Origin of the sequence: Sphingopyxis sp. Geo25, from assembly GCF_949769135.1 — a bacterium.
Lineage (GTDB): Bacteria > Pseudomonadota > Alphaproteobacteria > Sphingomonadales > Sphingomonadaceae > Sphingopyxis.
Genome location: NZ_CATKOZ010000002.1, coordinates 255671 through 269159 on the forward strand (window position 1 = coordinate 255671; position 13489 = coordinate 269159).

Annotated in this window: 16 protein-coding genes and 1 tRNA gene; 10 read left to right on the forward strand and 7 right to left on the reverse strand. The window is 65.9% G+C overall.

The window, feature by feature from the left end; genetic code table 11:
* Nucleotides 1-26: 26 nt before the first annotated feature.
* Together QOL68_RS08410 and QOL68_RS08415 are read left to right on the forward strand one after the other, a co-directional pair.
* Nucleotides 27-1523 carry a trypsin-like peptidase domain-containing protein gene (locus QOL68_RS08410; RefSeq protein WP_058457042.1) on the forward strand — a complete coding sequence of 499 codons (1497 nt, stop codon included), beginning with the start codon at nt 27-29 and terminating at the stop codon, nt 1521-1523.
* Between the two features lie 118 nt (nt 1524-1641).
* Nucleotides 1642-2010 (forward strand): VOC family protein, encoded by a 369-nt coding sequence (locus tag QOL68_RS08415; RefSeq protein WP_058457041.1) that lies wholly within the window; start codon nt 1642-1644, stop codon nt 2008-2010.
* A 162-nt stretch (nt 2011-2172) separates the two neighbouring features.
* Here the strand turns inward: QOL68_RS08415 and QOL68_RS08420 are convergent, their stop codons facing one another.
* The gene (locus QOL68_RS08420) at nt 2173-3705 is read right to left on the reverse strand and encodes a class I adenylate-forming enzyme family protein (RefSeq protein WP_282948949.1); all 1533 of its coding nucleotides are present in this window, start codon (nt 3703-3705) and stop codon (nt 2173-2175) included.
* An 87-nt stretch (nt 3706-3792) separates the two neighbouring features.
* Between QOL68_RS08420 and QOL68_RS08425 the strand changes: the two genes are divergently transcribed.
* The 4 genes from QOL68_RS08425 (at nt 3793) to QOL68_RS08440 (ending at nt 7609) form a co-directional block, all read left to right on the forward strand.
* Complete coding sequence (locus tag QOL68_RS08425) at nt 3793-4509, forward strand: winged helix-turn-helix domain-containing protein (protein ID WP_282948947.1); 717 nt, start codon at nt 3793-3795, stop codon at nt 4507-4509.
* A gap of 134 nt (nt 4510-4643) precedes the next feature.
* Nucleotides 4644-6176 (forward strand): acyl-CoA synthetase, encoded by a 1533-nt coding sequence (locus tag QOL68_RS08430; protein WP_282948945.1) that lies wholly within the window; start codon nt 4644-4646, stop codon nt 6174-6176.
* A gap of 3 nt (nt 6177-6179) precedes the next feature.
* The gene (locus tag QOL68_RS08435; RefSeq protein ID WP_282948943.1) at nt 6180-6809 is read left to right on the forward strand and encodes a 2-hydroxychromene-2-carboxylate isomerase; all 630 of its coding nucleotides are present in this window, start codon (nt 6180-6182) and stop codon (nt 6807-6809) included.
* Nucleotides 6806-7609: a crotonase/enoyl-CoA hydratase family protein gene (locus tag QOL68_RS08440; RefSeq protein ID WP_058457649.1), complete on the forward strand. Its 804-nt coding sequence runs from the start codon at nt 6806-6808 to the stop codon at nt 7607-7609. The genes QOL68_RS08435 and QOL68_RS08440 overlap by 4 nt, the downstream gene beginning before the upstream one ends.
* Here the strand turns inward: QOL68_RS08440 and QOL68_RS08445 are convergent.
* Genes QOL68_RS08445 through crcB form a run of 5 tightly spaced genes read right to left on the reverse strand, consistent with a single transcriptional unit; the run spans nt 7606 to nt 10733 of the window.
* Nucleotides 7606-8295: an ATP12 family chaperone protein gene (locus QOL68_RS08445; protein ID WP_282948940.1), complete on the reverse strand. Its 690-nt coding sequence runs from the start codon at nt 8293-8295 to the stop codon at nt 7606-7608. The two genes, QOL68_RS08440 and QOL68_RS08445, sit on opposite strands and share 4 nt — an antisense overlap.
* Nucleotides 8292-8528 (reverse strand): hypothetical protein, encoded by a 237-nt coding sequence (locus tag QOL68_RS08450; protein ID WP_204991921.1) that lies wholly within the window; start codon nt 8526-8528, stop codon nt 8292-8294. Before QOL68_RS08450 ends, QOL68_RS08445 begins: the two co-directional genes overlap by 4 nt.
* Complete coding sequence (locus QOL68_RS08455; protein WP_282948937.1) at nt 8525-9148, reverse strand: FMN-binding negative transcriptional regulator; 624 nt, start codon at nt 9146-9148, stop codon at nt 8525-8527. The genes QOL68_RS08450 and QOL68_RS08455 overlap by 4 nt, the downstream gene beginning before the upstream one ends.
* Nucleotides 9148-10356 carry an RluA family pseudouridine synthase gene (locus QOL68_RS08460; RefSeq protein WP_282948935.1) on the reverse strand — a complete coding sequence of 403 codons (1209 nt, stop codon included), beginning with the start codon at nt 10354-10356 and terminating at the stop codon, nt 9148-9150. Before QOL68_RS08460 ends, QOL68_RS08455 begins: the two co-directional genes overlap by 1 nt.
* Nucleotides 10353-10733 carry a fluoride efflux transporter CrcB gene (gene crcB, locus QOL68_RS08465; RefSeq protein WP_282948932.1) on the reverse strand — a complete coding sequence of 127 codons (381 nt, stop codon included), beginning with the start codon at nt 10731-10733 and terminating at the stop codon, nt 10353-10355. The genes QOL68_RS08460 and crcB overlap by 4 nt, the downstream gene beginning before the upstream one ends.
* Before the next feature lie 705 nt (nt 10734-11438).
* Here crcB and QOL68_RS08470 point away from each other — a divergent pair.
* From QOL68_RS08470 to QOL68_RS08485, 4 genes are all read left to right on the forward strand, one after another.
* Nucleotides 11439-12152, forward strand: coding sequence for a hypothetical protein (locus QOL68_RS08470; RefSeq protein ID WP_282948930.1), 714 nt, complete (start codon nt 11439-11441; stop codon nt 12150-12152).
* A gap of 65 nt (nt 12153-12217) precedes the next feature.
* Nucleotides 12218-12293: transfer RNA gene (locus QOL68_RS08475), tRNA-Val, on the forward strand.
* 103 nt (nt 12294-12396) lie between these two features.
* Complete coding sequence (locus tag QOL68_RS08480) at nt 12397-13002, forward strand: hypothetical protein (protein WP_282948928.1); 606 nt, start codon at nt 12397-12399, stop codon at nt 13000-13002.
* Nucleotides 12993-13148, forward strand: coding sequence for a hypothetical protein (locus QOL68_RS08485; RefSeq protein WP_282948926.1), 156 nt, complete (start codon nt 12993-12995; stop codon nt 13146-13148). Before QOL68_RS08480 ends, QOL68_RS08485 begins: the two co-directional genes overlap by 10 nt.
* Nucleotides 13149-13150: 2 nt before the next feature.
* On the opposite strand, the gene QOL68_RS08490 is transcribed toward QOL68_RS08485, so the two are convergent.
* Complete coding sequence (locus QOL68_RS08490; RefSeq protein ID WP_282948924.1) at nt 13151-13420, reverse strand: CBU_0592 family membrane protein; 270 nt, start codon at nt 13418-13420, stop codon at nt 13151-13153.
* Nucleotides 13421-13489 lie beyond the last annotated feature (69 nt).

Consider the following 13489-nt stretch of genomic DNA (forward strand, 5'->3'; position numbering starts at 1 on the left):
TTCGCAAGAGAAAAGGAATTGCGATCGTGCGTTATGTTTATGGCATCACTTCGGCCCTGCTGGTGGGCGGTACCGCGCTGGCGCTGGTCACCCAGTCGCCCGTGATCGCGCAGGTTGCGCAGAACGAGCGCAGCGAGATTGCCAAGGCTGTTCCGCGCGCCGGCGCTCCCGAAAGCTTCGCCGACCTCGTCGAACAGCTCCAGCCTGCGGTGGTCAATATCTCGACCAAGCAGGAGGTCACGCTCGGCGTCCGGCTCGATCCCTTCGCCGGGACGCGCGAGCCGGTGACGCAGGAGCAGCAGGGCGGCGGCTCGGGCTTCCTGATCTCCGACGACGGCTATATCGTCACCAACAACCATGTCGTCACCGGCGGCCCGCGCGGCGAGGCGGTGAATCAGGTCACGGTCACGCTGACCAACGGCAAGGAATATAAGGCGACGATCGTCGGGCGCGATGTGCAGTCGGACCTTGCGCTGCTCAAGATCAGCGCGACGGGCTTGCCCTTCGTGAAATTCGCCGATTCGAGCCGCGCGCGTGTCGGCGACTGGGTCGTCGCGATCGGTAACCCGCTTGGGCTCGGCTCGACGGTGACCGCGGGGATCATCTCGGCGGTGCAGCGCAACCTTGGCCAGGGCGGCGCCTATGACCGCTTCATCCAGACCGATACCGCGATCAACCGCGGCAACTCGGGCGGCCCGCTGTTCGACCTGCATGGCAATGTCGTCGGTATCAACAACATGCTGATCTCGCCCGTCGGCGCGAACATCGGCGTCAATTTCGCGATCCCGGCCGAAGCGGCGATCCCGGTGATCAACGCGCTTAAGGCGGGCGAGAAGATCCAGCGCGGCTATCTCGGCATCAGCATCGCGCCGGTCGACGAGGATCTGGCGGCGGCGCTCGGCCTGCCCAAGGATCGCGGCGAATTCGTCCAGCGCGTCGAGGACGATGGCGCGGCGGCGAAGGCCGGGCTCAAGCGCGGCGACGTCGTGACCAAGGTCGACGGCAAGGAGGTCACACCCTCGCAGACGCTGTCGTACATCGTCGCCAACACCAAGCCCGGCTCGCGCATCCCGCTCGAGGTCGTGCGCGACGGCAAGACGGTGACGCTCTACGCCGTCGTCGCGACGCGCCCGCCCGAGGACCAGCTCGCGGGCGCGAATTTCGACCCCGAGGACGATCAGGCAGTGCCCGAGGATCCGAAGGGAACCGCCGACACTGCGGTCCAGAACGAGCTTGGCCTGTCGGTTCAGACGCTCACCGCCGACATCGCGCGCGCGGTCGGGGTCGATGTCGGCACCAAGGGTCTGGTGATCGGTGCCGCGTCGGCGAACAGCGATGCCGGTCGCAAGGGGCTGCGCCGCGGCGACGTGATCGTCACCGCCAACCGCGTGCCTGTGACGACGAGCGAAGCGCTCGCCAAGGTGGTCGCGGACGCGAAGAAGGCGGGCCGCGACGCGGTTCTGCTCGAAATTCTGCGCCGCGGCGGGCCGTCGCAGTTCATCGCGATCCGCCTCAAGCCCTGAGGCCTCTTCCAACACGGGAACAGGGGCGCCGCGACCTTCGGGTCCGGCGCCCTTTTTGTTGCCTGCGACGGCATATGTTCCTATTATGTTCCATCGATACGAGTCGGGAGATGGAACGATGATCGGATATGTGACGCTGGGAACGAACGACCTTGCCCGCGCGGCGGTATTTTACGACGCGATCGCGGGCGAACTGGGTGTGCCGCGGATGATGGAATATGACGGCTTCATCGCGTGGGGCAAGGAGGGCGGCGGGGCCGGAATCGGCCTGACGAAGCCCTTCGACGGCAATGCCGCAAGCGTCGGCAATGGCGTGATGGTGGCGCTCGAGGCGAAGGATGAGGCGCAGGTGCAGCGGCTCTACGACATCGCGCTCGCCAACGGCGGCACCTGCGAAGGCCCTCCCGGACCGCGCGGAGAGGGCTTTTACGCGGGCTATTTCCGCGACCCCGACGGGAACAAGCTCAACGCCTTCGTCATGGGGTGACGGCTGCGTCGATGGCTGATTTGGGTGGGGAGCGGATGGTGCGTTAACCCGCGCCCCCGCGAAGGCGGGAGCCCCTAGCCGCCTTGCTCGGCCGCGCCGCGTAAATCGAGGGCGGCCCCGCCTTGGCGGGGGCGACGGCTGGTTTCACCCGAACCCTGCGCCTCACCCCGCATAGGCATCGCGGAGCTCGCGCTTCAACACTTTGCCGATCGCGCTGCGCGGCAATTCGTCGACGACGGTGATCCCGCTCAGCCGCTGCGTCTTGCCGACCTTCGCATTGCAGTCGGCCCGCACGCTTTCCGCATCCGCACCGGGCGTCAGCACGACGAAGGCGACCGGGGTCTCACCCCATTCCTCGCTCGGCATCCCGACGACCGCCGCCTCGACGACGCGCTCGTCGGCGAGCAGGATCGCTTCGAGATCGCTCGGAAAGATGTTGAACCCGCCCGAGATGATCATGTCCTTGGCGCGGTCCATCAGGGTCAGGAAGCCGTCCTCGTCGATCCGCCCGATGTCGCCGTGGCGATAGAAGAGATTCCCGTCGGCGTCGTACCAGTGCATCGCCCTGGTCGCGTCGGGGCGGTTGTTGTAGCCCGTCATCATCGCCGGCGAGCGGCCGACGACCTCGCCGACCGACCCCTGCGGCAGCTCGTTGCCGTCCTCGTCGATCACCTTGGCGACATGCCCCGGCGCGGGCTTGCCGACGGTGTGGAGCTTGTCGGGGAATTGATGCGCTTCGAGGATGAAGGCCGCGCCGCCCTCGGTCATGCCATAGATTTCGACGAGCCCGCCCGGCCAGCGTTTGAGCACCTCTGCCTTGAGCGCCGCGGGGAAAGGCGCCGACGTGCAATATTTCACGACGAAGCTCGACAGATCGAAGCGGTCGAAATCCTCCAGCGCCATGATGCGGCGATATTGCACCGGCACCAGCATGGTGTTCGTCGCGCGCTCGCGCTCGGCAAGCTCCAGAAAGCCGCGCGCGTCGAATTTCTTCATCAGCACGACCTGCCCGCCCGACCCGACGGTCGGCAGGAAACTCGCCATTGTCGTGTTCGAATAGAGCGGCGTCGACAGGATCGTCACCGCTTGCGCGCCATAGGCGGGCTTGCCGCGCTGGATATGCTGCCAGCGCATCGCATGGCTGTGGACGATGCCCTTGGGCGTACCGGTCGTCCCCGACGAATAGATGATGTTGAAGCCGTCGAGCGGATCGATCGCGACCGGTTCGGGCTTCGCGCCGTCGGGCGCCATCCAGGCCTCCAGCGGCGCGCCGACGGTGCTGCCGTCCATCGCGATCCGGTCTGTCGCCGTGACATGCTGGCCTTCGAGGCTCGCCGACGCGGCGGCATCGAGGAACAGGTGGCGCGCCCCGGTGTCGGCGATCATTGCCGCCATCTGCTCGCCCGTCGCGCTGTTGGTGATCAGCCCCGCGACGCCGCCGGCGCGCAGCGTCGCGAGGATGACCGCCATCTGCTCGACGCTGTTGAGGCCCGCGATCGCGGTGCGATCGCCCTTGGCGAAGCCGTCGGCCTGCAGCCGCGCCGCGATGCGGTCCATCATTGCGTCCAGTTCGGACCAGCTCAGCCGCCGCACTGGATCGGCTGCGGCTATGGCATTCGGGCGCTCGGTCGCATGTGCGCGGACGAGGTCGGGCAGGGTGGCGAAGTCGCTATCGAGCATCTCGTGACTGGTCATGGCGACGGAGTTAGCACAGCGGGGGCGGCGCGCAACGTCGGCGGGGGCGGGCATGCGCGCGAAATCGGGGCGGCACGGGGGGCGCGGATGGGGCGAGACGGCGGGTCGGGGGAAGAGGGGCGGCGGCCGCTGGTCGCCGTCTATCATCCGTCGCGCGCCGCCGCGCTCTGCGATGCCGTAACGGCGGCCGGTTGTTGCGCCGCTTCGCTTCCCGCGCCGACCGGCGGGCTACGGCCCTGGCTTGACACTTGTTTCGACCTGCTCGCGATCAATCCCTTTTTGAGCTGGCAGGAGCCCGCCGAATTCGTCCGGCTTGCGCGGACGATCGCGGGACGCCGCCCGCTGCTCGTCTTTTCGGATCGCGATTCGCTCGCCGATCGGATGGCTGCGCTGCACGCTGGCGCCGACGATGCGATCGGATGGACCGACAATCTGCCCGAACTGCTTGCGCGCGCGACCAGCCTGCTCCGGCGCAGCCGCATCGCGGCGGGGCAGCTAGGCGAAGGCGAACTCCGCATCGACCTGATCGACCGGCGCGTCGAACGCGCTGGACGGCTGATTCGCATGCCGCTGCGCGAATTCGACCTGCTTGCCAATCTGGCGCGGGTCCCCGACCGGCCGCTGTCGCGTGCGGCGCTTCTGAAAGCGGTGTGGCGGATCGATTTCGACCCCGGAACGAACCGGGTCGAGGTCCATATTTCGCGACTCAGGGCGAAGGTCGATCGCGGGTTCGACTGGCCGATGTTGCAGACGGTGAAGGGGCTCGGCTACGCGCTGAAATCGCGCCCCGACGGGGCGATTTGACCGATCGTCGGCGGGGATTTGACGCTTTTTGACGACCACGGTCCCGTCCGTCCCAGCTTGCTTGACCGAAAGTTTCAGTTTGCTACGGGTCTTCGACATAAACAAAGCAATAAGCCCTTTGGAGAGAGCGCCCGATGCACCCCTCGACCTATGCCGCGACCCATCCCGACAAGCCGGCGATCATCGTCGCCGAAACGGGGGAGACGGTAAGCTATGCCGAACTCGACGCCGCCTCGAACCGCGCCGCGCAGCTGTTTCGCGCGCATGGGCTGGGGCACGAGGACGTCGTCGCCCTCATGCTCGAGAACACCCCGCATTATTACGGGCTGACTTGGGGCGCGCAGCGCGCCGGGCTGCGCTACGTCTGCATCTCGTCGCGGCTGACGCAGGACGAGACCGATTATATCCTCGAAAACTCGGGCGCGAAGATGCTCGTCGTTTCGGCGAGCCTCGCGGCGGCGGCGGAGCGGTTGACGACGCAGATCACCCGCTATTCGATGGGCGGCGACATTGCGGGCTGGGCGAAGATCGAGGACGAACTGGAAAAAATGCCGGCGGAGCGCATCGCCGACGAGCGCGCCGGGGTCGATATGCTCTATTCGTCGGGCACCACCGGGCGGCCGAAGGGCGTGCGCGTCCCGCTGCCGGAGGATCCGGCGATCGACGCCGCGAACAGCCTCGTCATGCTCGCAAGCGCCGCTTTCGGGATCAACGCCGACAGCGTCTATCTCTCGCCCGCGCCGCTCTATCACGCCGCGCCGCTGCGCTGGTCGATGACGATCCACCGCCTCGGCGGCACCGTCGTCCTGATGAAGAAGTTCGATCCCGAGGGCGCACTCGCGGCGATCCAGCATTACCGCTGCAACTGCGCGCAGTTCGTGCCGACCCACTTCGTGCGGATGCTGAAGCTGCCGGCAGCAGTTCGCGCGCAATATGACGTGACCTCGATGAAGGGCGCGATCCACGCCGCGGCGCCGTGCCCGGTGCCGGTCAAGCAGGCGATGATCGACTGGTGGGGGCCGGTGCTTCTCGAATATTATGCGGGCTCGGAGGGCAATGGCATGACCTTCGCTACCAGCCAGGACTGGCTCGCGCACAAGGGCACCGTCGGCCGCCCGATCATGGGCACGCTCCATATCGTCGGCGAGGATAACGAGACCGAGCTGCCGGTGGGCGAAGAAGGCGCGGTCTTCTTCGAAAGCGAAAATATCTTTGAATATCATGATGATCCGGAGAAGACTGCATCGAGTCGCAATTCGAAAGGCTGGTCGACGCTGGGCGATGTGGGCAAAGTTGATGAAGATGGGTTCCTCTACCTCACCGACCGCAAGAGCTTCATGATCATCTCGGGCGGCGTGAATATCTATCCGCAGGAAATCGAAAACCACCTCGTCACCCACCCGAAGGTCGCCGACGTCGCGGTCGTCGGCGGACCGCACGAGGAAATGGGCGAGGAGGTGATCGCGGTGATCCAGCCCGCCGACATGGCCGACGCGACCGACGCTTTCCGCGACGAACTCACCGCCTATGCGCGCGAGAAATTGTCGGGCGTGAAGGTGCCGCGGCGGATCGACTTCCTCGAAGCCCTGCCTCGCCACGACACGGGCAAGCTCTACAAACGGCTGCTACGCGACCAATATTGGGAGAAGGCGAAGGCAGGAGCCTGAACGATGAGCGCGCGCGTCGAATTCTTCTTCGATCTGTCGAGCCCGTGGACCTGCCTTGCGTTCCACAACCTGCCCGGCGTGCTGGAGCGGGTCGGCGCGGCGGCGGTTCATCGCCCGATCCTGGTCGGGGGCGTGTTCAACGCCGTGAATCCCGCCGTCTATGCGGCGCGCGAGCAAAGCGATAACCGGCGTTTGCAGCACAGCTGGAAGGTACTGAAGGATTGGGCGCAGCTCGCCGGCGTGCCGATGAACTTCCCCTCGCAATATCATCCGGCGAAGAGCGTGCAGGCGATGCGCTTCGCGACCGCGCTCGAAGCGGACCAGGCCGCCCTCGTGCGTTTCGCGCGCGCCGCCTTCGCCAGCTATTTCGACCGTCAGGAGAATCTTGACGATCCCGACGTTCTGGAAGCCGTCGCGACGGCCGAGGGACTCGATGGCGCAGCGATCCGTGCTGCCGCGAGCTCCGACGAGGTAAAGGCGCGGCTCCGCGCCAACACCGAAGAGGTCGTCGCGCGTGGCGGCTACGGATCGCCGACGATCTTCGTCGACGGCACCGACATGTATTTCGGCAACGACCAACTGCCGCTCGTCGAAGCGGCCCTGAAACGTCAGACGCAGAGGACTCCCCGATGAAGGACCGTATCTCGATCACGATGCTGGAGGACGGCATCGCCGACGTCCGGCTGATCCGCGCCGACAAGATGAACGCGCTCGACCCCGCGATGTGGTCGGCGCTCGCCGAGGCGGTCGACGACCTGAAGGCCCGGCAAGGGCTGCGTGTCGTTGTCCTGTCGGGCGAGGGGCGTGCCTTCTGCGCCGGGCTCGACCTTTCCAGCCTCAGCAACGATCGCGACCCCGGTGCGAGCAGCGCGGGCGGCACCTTGTCCGACCGCACGCGCGGCATTGCCAACAACGCCCAATATGCCGCGTGGGGCTGGCGCGAAATCCCGGTGCCGGTGATCGCCGCAGTGCATGGCGTCGCCTTCGGTGCGGGCAGCCAGATCATGGCGGCGGCGGATATCCGCATCGTCCACCCCGACACGCGCATCGCGATCATGGAAATGCGCTGGGGCCTTGTTCCCGACGTTGCGGGCATGGCGCTGTGGCGGACGCAGGTCGCCGACGATGTGCTGCGCGAGATGATCTATACCAACCGCGAATTCACTGGCTCGGAAGCGAAGATCCTCGGCTTCGCGACGCATGTGTCGGACGAGCCGCTCGCCAAGGCGATGGAGCTGGCGCAGGTGATCGCGAACAAGAATCCCCACGCGATCCGCGGCGCGAAGCGGCTCTGCAACATGCTCGCCCACGCGAGCGACGCCGAGATCCTGCAGGCCGAGAGCGACGAGCAGGTAAAGGTCATCCGCACCCCCAACCAGATGGAGGCAGTGATGGCGCATATGCAGAAGCGGAAGCCGAATTTCGCGGACTAGAGCAGGCTCAGAAACCGCGCGGCATTGTGCCAGTCGGCCTCGCGCCGCCCGCGCGCCCTTTGCGCCTCGCTGTCGGCGCCCCAGCGGCGTTCCTGATACAGTTCGTCGAGGCTGACGGCGTCCCACAGCTCCGCGGCGGTGTAGGCATTTTCGATCAGCGCCAGGCCCGCGACGAGCGAGCCGCCGATCGTCACCAGCAGCGTGAGCGGCGCGAGCCGGAACGGATCGTGTGACAGCACGGCGTCGCGCAGCGCCGCGATGGTCGCGTCGGGTTGGTCAACCGGCAGCACGCCCTCAGCCAGGCAGAATTCGATGCCGTACCGCTGCTCGGCCCAGGCGAGCAGGGGGTTCCAAGCGGCAATCTGTTCGGATTGTAGCGCCGGGTCGCGATCCTCGCGGTAGCAGAAAAGCTCGCTTGTCGCATAGGCCGCGATGGGCTCGGCGAACCCCGCCGGGTCTGCCCCGGCAATGTCGATCGCCGCATTGGCGATTCCCGTCAGCGGCATGCGCGCGGGATCGATGTTCTCTCCGACCGCATTCCATTCGCCCGCAATCGCTTCGGCGAGCGCCGGGCTTTCGACGACCAGCGGCGCGCGCTTGGGCGTACGGACGGGGCGCCCGTCGAGCGCGATACCCCAGCCGCCGTCTTCGCGGACGGCCTCGGCCTGCTTCCAGAAGCGCTTCACGGGGCTTTGGGCGACCGCCAGCGGCGCGCGAGGATCTTGGGCATGATCGCGAAATCGAATACGCCGACCAGCACCACCGCGACGCCGATCCAGCGATCGGTCGGCTGCCCCGCAAGCTCGAAGGCGCCGCGGATCAGGATAAAGCCTGCGATGATGAAGATCGCGCCCATCAGCCGCATCGAGGCGATGGCGAAGAAGCGCTTCTTGGCCAAGGATTCGTCTGAAGGGTTCATGCCCCCTCCCTGCTTCTGCCGAGCTCGCGCATCAGATGCGCTACCGCTCGATTGCCTGTGGCTTCGATTCCGGCGGCGAGTCGTTCACGCTCGTCAGCAGGTTTGTTTTGAGACAGCTTCAGCGTCGTTCGCCACGCCACGACGCGCATTTCGAATCCGATAATGGCACCCGTCAGCTTGCCGAAATAATTCTGATCCATCTTGTCGCGGGTCCAAGGCGGATTCTCGCCGACGCGCGCCTCGTGGATCGCGGATAATGCGTCTATTTGGGCCACCAGACCCGCGTCGTCGAGCTTCTGAGCGACGCCCTCCATCTCGATAGCCACATAGTTCCATGTAGGAACCGACTTCTCGATGTCGGTGTACCAGTTCGCGCTGACATAGGCGTCGGGTCCCTGGATGACGGCGAGCATTGGCGAGCCATCGAGATGCTTTGTCAGCGCGTTGCCGCGTGACAGGTGGAAACGGATCGTCGTGTCATCCTCGCTCAGCACGACCGGGGCGTGCGCGACGCGCGGGCCGTCGGGCGTGCCGGCAAAGATTGCGGCGAAGCCGATCTCGCGCACGAACATCGCGGCAAGGTCGTCATGATCCGGACGAAAAGCGGAATTGGGGTGCATCAGCGTGGCCTTTTGGAAGGAGATTTGCGAGGGCTGGGCGTGCCGCCGCGTCCGGAAGGGCTGCTGGGCTTGTTTTTTGCTTTGGTTTTCGGTTTTCCAACCTGGTCGGTCGGCTTGCTTGTCGCTGTACGCCCGCGCCGTTCGCCGCGGCGCGCCTTGCGGATCTGTTTGCTATGCGCCTTGGCGGCCGCCTTGGCTGCAGCTTTGGGGGGCGGGCCCTTGGGGGCATCGTCGATGCCCGCCTCGCCGAGCAGCAAGTCGAAGCCAAGGGCATCGAGGCTGGCCGCGAAATGCTCGGGAACGTCGGCGCTGATGTCGATACTACCCCCGTCGGGATGGTCGATGCGCAGGCGGCGGCTGTGGAGGTGCAGTTTGCGGCTGATCGTCCCGGTAAGAAACGCGCCCTTGCCGCCGTATTTGCCGTCGCCGACGATCGGATGGCCGATCGCCGCCATATGGACGCGAAGCTGGTGTGTGCGGCCGGTAAGCGGCTGCAGCTCGACCCAGGCGGCGCTATTCCCGGCGCGTTCGATGACGCGGTAGCGGGTCTTCGATGCCAGCCCCTTTTCGTCGACGTGCATCTTCTCGCCGCCCGATCCGGGCTGTTTGGCAAGCGGCAGGTCGATCTCGCCCTGTGCGATGTCGGGAACGCCGACAACAATCGCCCAATAGGTCTTGCGGGCGCTGCGGTTCGAAAAGGCCTTGGCGAACCAGGCGGCCGCGCGCGGCGTGCGCGCGACGAGCAGCACGCCCGATGTGTCCTTGTCGAGCCGGTGGACGAGCTTTGGCCGCACCGGTGCCTCGCCCTGCAGGGCGCCGAGCAGGCCATCGACATGCGCGTCGGTCTTGGTGCCGCCCTGCGTCGCAAGACCTGGCGGCTTGTCGAGGACCAGCGCGCTCTTGTCGCGGTGGATCACCATCGCCTCGGCGAGCGCGACCTCGGCGGGCGAAAGCGGCTTTTCCTTGCGCGGCTTCGGACCGGAGGGTGCTGCGGGCGGGACGGGCATCGCGATTCGCTGGCCGGCTTCGATGCGATCGGAAACGTCGACCTTGCGGCCATCGATCGTGAGCTCTCCCGACCGCGCCCAGCGCGCGATGAGCGCGTGCGGAGTTCCCGGCCGGTGGCGCTTGAACCAGCGGTCGAGGCGGATGCCGCCATCCTCCTCGGCAACGGTGGCGCTGTCCTGAATGCCGCGGTCCTGCGTCATGCCGGAAGCTCCCGGAGCAGTAGCAGCCCGAGGCCGCAGGCGAGGATTCCGCCGACGACCGAGGCGAGCACATAGGCGGCCGCCTGCCAGGCCTGGCCGCGTTCGAACAGCAGCCAAAATTCCATGCTGAAGGAGGAAAAGGTCGTGAAGCCGCCAAGGATGCCGACGCCGACAAACAACCGCGTTGCTTCGCCGCCGCTGGCATCGCGTGCCAGCCAGCCGACCAGCAAGCCCATCAGAAAGCTCCCGAAAATGTTGATGCTGAGCGTCCACCACGGGAAATTGGGACCGAGCCGAGCGAGCATCGTCTGGCCGACGACGTAACGCGCGCCCGATCCGATTGCGCCACCGATCATGACAGAAAACAGGCTGTTCATGCGCTTCGCCCTAGCCGGAAAAGCGCGCCGCGGAAAGCGGGGGTGTTGCCGTGCGTCGGGTGTGGTCGCCGAGCCCCTCGCCTGTTCGTTTGCGATGCGTCGGTCGGCGGGCTGTGACCAGACGTACCGCAAGTCCATGCAGGCGCCATCTTCAACGTATCGGGCCGAACGACGAGTGCATCGGCGGCGTTGACGGATGCTTCCGCCGCGCGAACGCAAGGATCAATTAGCCGTTGACGATAAGAACAAACCATGTCCAAAGTGGAGTGTCTTCCATCCGTCTTATCTCTGCCGTCCGAATCGACGGCATGCTTTGGGTCCGAAATGGCGGCGAATGGGAACGAACAAAAGGTGAATATGGTCGGAGTGACGGCATAAAGACGTCATGGCGGATCAAAGGGCAGGGGCATCAACATGGAACATGCGGTCCGGTTTCAATGGGGCGAAGACGCGGCAAATAGGGTGCAAGATCTTTTGCCAGCGAGCGCGCCGTCGACGTTGCTCGCGGTCGGGCTTTCGGCGTCTTCGTCGGGGTTCGATCTGATCGAGGACGTTCGAATAGTTGCGACGCTCCCTGCATGTGATGCGGCGGCGCATGTCCGCGATATGCTTGTCCTTGACATGGTCTGGGTGGCGGCACCTGAAGCCATCGATAACGGGATATTCGCGGAGCTCTGCCGGGCGGTTGCCGACAAAGGGTGCGCCTTGATTTGCGAAACATCGCTCGCGGCGCTCGACCGCGTTGCGGCGGCGATCCCCGACACGATTCGTGTGGAATGGCTTGTCGATGCAGATGCGACCGATCGTCGCGTGGCCCTGGCGGCGGCGCGATCCGAACGGCATCTGGTCGTGCATGAAGTCGCGCGCGACCCCGCGATGGAAAGGATCGACCGGCTGCAGGAAGAGGTCGCGCGTATTTCGCGGTTACTCGGCCACATCGCCGGCGAACGGAGCGGCCTTACCGGTACGCCGGCCGGCTTCGCCTCGCGCGGGCAGGATTTCACCGACTATCCGGATCAGGTGCGCGCGCCGGTGCGCGATTTCGCGACAACGCCGCGGAGTTTTGTACCCGAGGAACGCACGGCCGAGCGCCAGCGCGCGAAAATGGTGCGGCGTCTGCTGCGGCAGCGTCGAGTCCGCGAGCAGTTTTTCCCGGCGGACCTGTTCGCCGACCCCGCTTGGGACATGCTGCTCGACCTCTATGCGGCGCGGCTCGAGCGGCGGCCGGTATCGGTATCGAGCCTTTGCATCGCTTCGGCGGTCCCTGCAACCACCGCGCTGCGCTGGATCAAGACGATGACCGATGGCGGACTCTTCATCCGCGAAGCCGATCCACACGACGGCCGCCGCATCTTCATCGCGCTCGCCGAGGCGACATTCGAAGCACTCGAACGCTATTTCGAGGCGCTGGAGGAGTAGTCGCGGCTTGCCACCGGCGGCGGCTTGTGGCAGTGGCGCGCATCCCGCGCAGCAGGACGGCCGGGGGGCGCTTAGCTCAGTTGGTAGAGCATCTCGTTTACACCGAGAGGGTCGGCGGTTCGAGCCCGTCAGCGCCCACCATCCCTCGCTAGTTACGAGAATTGCTGTCGCTGAAGGAATCGCGACGATCCGCGATCGCTCGGGCGACCTTGCGGATCGGGCGCTGGCGTGGCGCAGCGAGGTTGTGCACGGGAGCCTCTTCGGTCCGCGCCTGCTCACTTCGGGTGCGAAGATCGAGGGGATCGCACCGGTGTGGAGGGGCACGGTCGAGGTCGGCAGCGAGGCCGATATCGATGCGGTGCTGACGCGGCCGAAGCAGCGCGGCAAGGTCGATTTCGTCAAGATCACCGACAACATGCTGAAGCCCGCACCGTTTCTCTATGCGCAGCGGCGGTCGAAAGCGCTGGGGATCAGAACCTCGGGCCATATCCCGATGGAATTGACGGTCGATCAGGCGGTCGCTGCGGGGATCGGCTCCGATCGCGACGATCATTCGAGGGACGCGGGCGGCGCCTATATCGCGCCCAGGCTGCGCAAGACTTATGACTGGCGAACCGACCGCGCCGCCAAGGCCGTCGTGCCGATGGTCGCGGGACCGACGCGGGCTGCCCTAGAAGCTTTACCTATCCGGGCTTCGGGCTGCACGACGAGATCGAGCAGTTCACGCGCAAGGGACGGACCGCTGCGCAGGCGCCCTCCACTGCGACGCGGGCGGGACCTGCGTGGTTCGGCTGGCTCGGTCGCTATGGTGCGATCAAGCCGCGAATCGCGACCGAAGTTGTGCTGCTGACGAAGAACCCGCTCAAGGACATCTCCGCGATGCGTGCGATCGACACCGTCGTAACGCATGGACAGGTCTGTGACCGCGCGACGCTCGACAAGATGCTCGCCGATACGCGTGCGAGGGTCGCGGCCTGGAATGCAGAGGTTACGTAGGCTCAGTGAGCGAGCGGCGCGCGGCGCGCGCGCCAGACGATGCTAATCGTGAAGAGGCCGATCCCGGCCCAGACGACGTTGAGCACCGCCGACGGAATCGCGCCATTATAGCCTGAATTGATCACGAAACCCGCGGCGCCGACGACATTCATCCATTGATAGATATAGCCGCGGGCTTCGAGCTTGCCGAGCGAGAGGAGTATATAAGCGGTCAGGATCAGCACCGCGGCGGACCATCCGATGACTTCGATGATGATGGCTTCGGCGCTCATACGCTTCTTCTCCCAATGAAAACGCCCGCCCCGGTGAAGGGGGGCGGGCGCTCATAGCATCAGCGGTTT

Excerpts from the sequence above, each read along its gene's own strand:
- QOL68_RS08455 (WP_282948937.1), bottom strand. The coding sequence starts at position 9,148 with ATGCACCCCAATTCCGCTTTTCGTCCGGATCATGACGACCTTGCCGCG.
- crcB (WP_282948932.1), bottom strand. The coding sequence starts at position 10,733 with ATGAACAGCCTGTTTTCTGTCATGATCGGTGGCGCAATCGGATCGGGC.
- QOL68_RS08460 (WP_282948935.1), bottom strand. The coding sequence starts at position 10,356 with ATGACGCAGGACCGCGGCATTCAGGACAGCGCCACCGTTGCCGAGGAG.
- QOL68_RS08435 (WP_282948943.1), top strand. The coding sequence starts at position 6,180 with ATGAGCGCGCGCGTCGAATTCTTCTTCGATCTGTCGAGCCCGTGGACC.
- QOL68_RS08420 (WP_282948949.1), bottom strand. The coding sequence starts at position 3,705 with ATGACCAGTCACGAGATGCTCGATAGCGACTTCGCCACCCTGCCCGAC.
- QOL68_RS08440 (WP_058457649.1), top strand. The coding sequence starts at position 6,806 with ATGAAGGACCGTATCTCGATCACGATGCTGGAGGACGGCATCGCCGAC.
- QOL68_RS08450 (WP_204991921.1), bottom strand. The coding sequence starts at position 8,528 with ATGAACCCTTCAGACGAATCCTTGGCCAAGAAGCGCTTCTTCGCCATC.
- QOL68_RS08425 (WP_282948947.1), top strand. The coding sequence starts at position 3,793 with ATGGGGCGAGACGGCGGGTCGGGGGAAGAGGGGCGGCGGCCGCTGGTC.
- QOL68_RS08430 (WP_282948945.1), top strand. The coding sequence starts at position 4,644 with ATGCACCCCTCGACCTATGCCGCGACCCATCCCGACAAGCCGGCGATC.
- QOL68_RS08490 (WP_282948924.1), bottom strand. The coding sequence starts at position 13,420 with ATGAGCGCCGAAGCCATCATCATCGAAGTCATCGGATGGTCCGCCGCG.
- QOL68_RS08415 (WP_058457041.1), top strand. The coding sequence starts at position 1,642 with ATGATCGGATATGTGACGCTGGGAACGAACGACCTTGCCCGCGCGGCG.